Annotated in this window: 2 protein-coding genes and 1 pseudogene; 1 reads left to right on the plus strand and 2 read right to left on the minus strand. The window is 75.7% G+C overall.

Annotated elements, in window-relative coordinates:
* Positions 1–42 precede the first annotated feature (42 nt).
* The gene (locus tag AEQ27_RS03335; protein ID WP_054145399.1) at positions 43–525 is read right to left on the minus strand and encodes an FBP domain-containing protein; all 483 of its coding nucleotides are present in this window, start codon (positions 523–525) and stop codon (positions 43–45) included.
* A 56-nt stretch (positions 526–581) separates the two neighbouring features.
* Between AEQ27_RS03335 and AEQ27_RS03340 the strand changes: the two genes are divergently transcribed.
* Positions 582–1,424, plus strand: a complete 843-nt coding sequence (locus tag AEQ27_RS03340; protein WP_235450960.1) for a putative protein N(5)-glutamine methyltransferase — start codon at positions 582–584, stop codon at positions 1,422–1,424.
* Between the two features lie 25 nt (positions 1,425–1,449).
* Here the strand turns inward: AEQ27_RS03340 and AEQ27_RS03345 are convergent.
* A pseudogene (locus AEQ27_RS03345) lies at positions 1,450–1,890 on the minus strand (hypothetical protein); the annotation flags it as partial.

Genomic DNA, 1,890 nt, shown 5'->3' on the forward strand with positions numbered 1-1,890 from the left:
GACGGCAGGAGGTGCGGTGACGGTCTGCGGGACGGCCGCGCGTCAGGCGGTCTTCATGACGTTGGCCGTGAAGCCCTGCACCCGCTCGGCGAGGCCGGCCGAACGGCGGGCGATCTGCTCGGGCGGGTTGAGGTGCGGGGGAGCGACCCGGATCAGCAGCGAGCAGGCGAGGTCCTCGCAGATGTAGGTGCCGAGCGTGTCGCCGTTCAGCCCGGCCTCGCCGGCCTTGGGGGCGGTGAAGAGGCGCACCTGCGTGGCCGGCTGCGGCGAGTGGCAGAGCGAGCACATGGCGGCGATGCCGGGGCGCAGCGAACTGCTCGACGAGCGGACGACGAGACCGACCGGCCGGTCGTCCATCCAGTGGACCATGTAGCCCCGGTGGGGGGCCTGGGGGTCGCGCCAGCCCAGGAACTCGCGGTCCTCCCAGAGCATCTCGTGCAGTCCGGGGATCGGCAGGCGGTCGAGGCCGCCCGGCAGGGCGTTGACGAACGACTCGCGGATGTCGTTCTCGGGCCGCGGCTTCATGTTCTCCCTCGTGCCGTCGGGGCTCGGCAGCCTACGCGTCGGTCTAGCGTGGGCGCGTGACGATCCCCGAGGCCGACCGCGAGCAGATCGTCACCCGACGCCTGAGGGCGGCGGGCTGCGTCTTCGCCGAGGACGAGACGCGGTTGCTGCTCGACGAGGCCGCCGACGGGGACGCGCTCGAGTCGATGGTCGCCGAGCGCGTCGCGGGACGACCCCTCGAGCAGGTCCTCGGCTGGGCGGCCTTCGCCGGGCGACGGATCGTCGTCGAGCCGGGTGTCTTCGTGCCCCGCCGCCGGACCGAACTGGTCCTGCGGCAGGCCGAGGCGGCGCCCGCCGAGGCCGGAATTGCCGCGGCGGCGCCCGCAGCCGCGGTCGCGCGCGACGGTCGCGCGACTCGTCCCCTCGCCGTGCTCGAGCTCTGCTGCGGTGCCGCCGCCGTCGCGACCGTGCTCGCCGCCGAGCACCCCGGTGTCGACCTCTGGGCCACCGACCTCGACCCGGCGGCCGTCCACTGCGCCCGTCACAACCTCGACGAGCGGGGGACGGTCGTCCGGGGAGACCTGTTCGACGGCCTGCCGGTGTCGTTGCGCGGTCGGTTCCGGGTCATCGCGGCGAACGCGCCGTACGTGCCGACCGACGCGATCCCGTCCATGCCCCCCGAGGCGCGTCTCCACGAGTCGCCGCTCGCCCTCGACGGCGGGGCCGACGGGCTCGACCTCCACCGGCGGATCGCCGCCGAGGTCGGCGACTGGCTGGCGCCCGGCGGCACCCTCGTCCTCGAGACGAGCGAGCGTCAGGCCGCCGACACGCAGGAGGCGCTGGTCGCCGCGGGCCTCCGGGCCCGGGTCGTCCGCGACGACGAGATCGACGGCACGGTCGTCGTCGCCGTCGCGCCCTAGCCGGACGAGCGGCGGCGACCGCGGGTCAGAGGTCGGCCGGCGAGACGAAGTCGACGACGGGGGACTCGGGGGTGCCCGAGATCCGGCAGGTCCACACGGTGGCCGGTCGGCCGTCGGCCAGGTGACCCATGGTGACCGTGGCCACCGCGCCGACGTCGCTGTCGCGCACGTCGTCGGCTTCGTACGCCCAGACGTCGTCCAGGTACGGCAGGTCGGGGTACTCCTGGCCGATCGCCGTGACGCACGCGTGCCACGCGGGGGGCGCCTCCTGGGCCTGGGCCGTGGAGGGAGCGGGCGGCTCGGTCGTCGGCAGCGCGGTGGCGTCGGGCAGCGCCGTCGCGTCGTCCGAGGCCGTCGGCGTGGGCGTCACCGGCGCGGTGCTCGTTGGGTTCGGCGTCGAGGCCGGGTCGCCGGCGGCGCAACCGGACGCGGCACGCACGTGGGCGCGCGCCGCGGGGGCCCGGGC

This window comes from Frigoribacterium sp. RIT-PI-h (assembly GCF_001297205.1).
Taxonomy (GTDB): Bacteria; Actinomycetota; Actinomycetes; order Actinomycetales; family Microbacteriaceae; genus Frigoribacterium.

Coding starts and splice junctions, on each gene's coding strand:
- AEQ27_RS03335 (WP_054145399.1), bottom strand. CDS start 525: ATGAAGCCGCGGCCCGAGAACGACATCCGCGAGTCGTTCGTCAACGCC.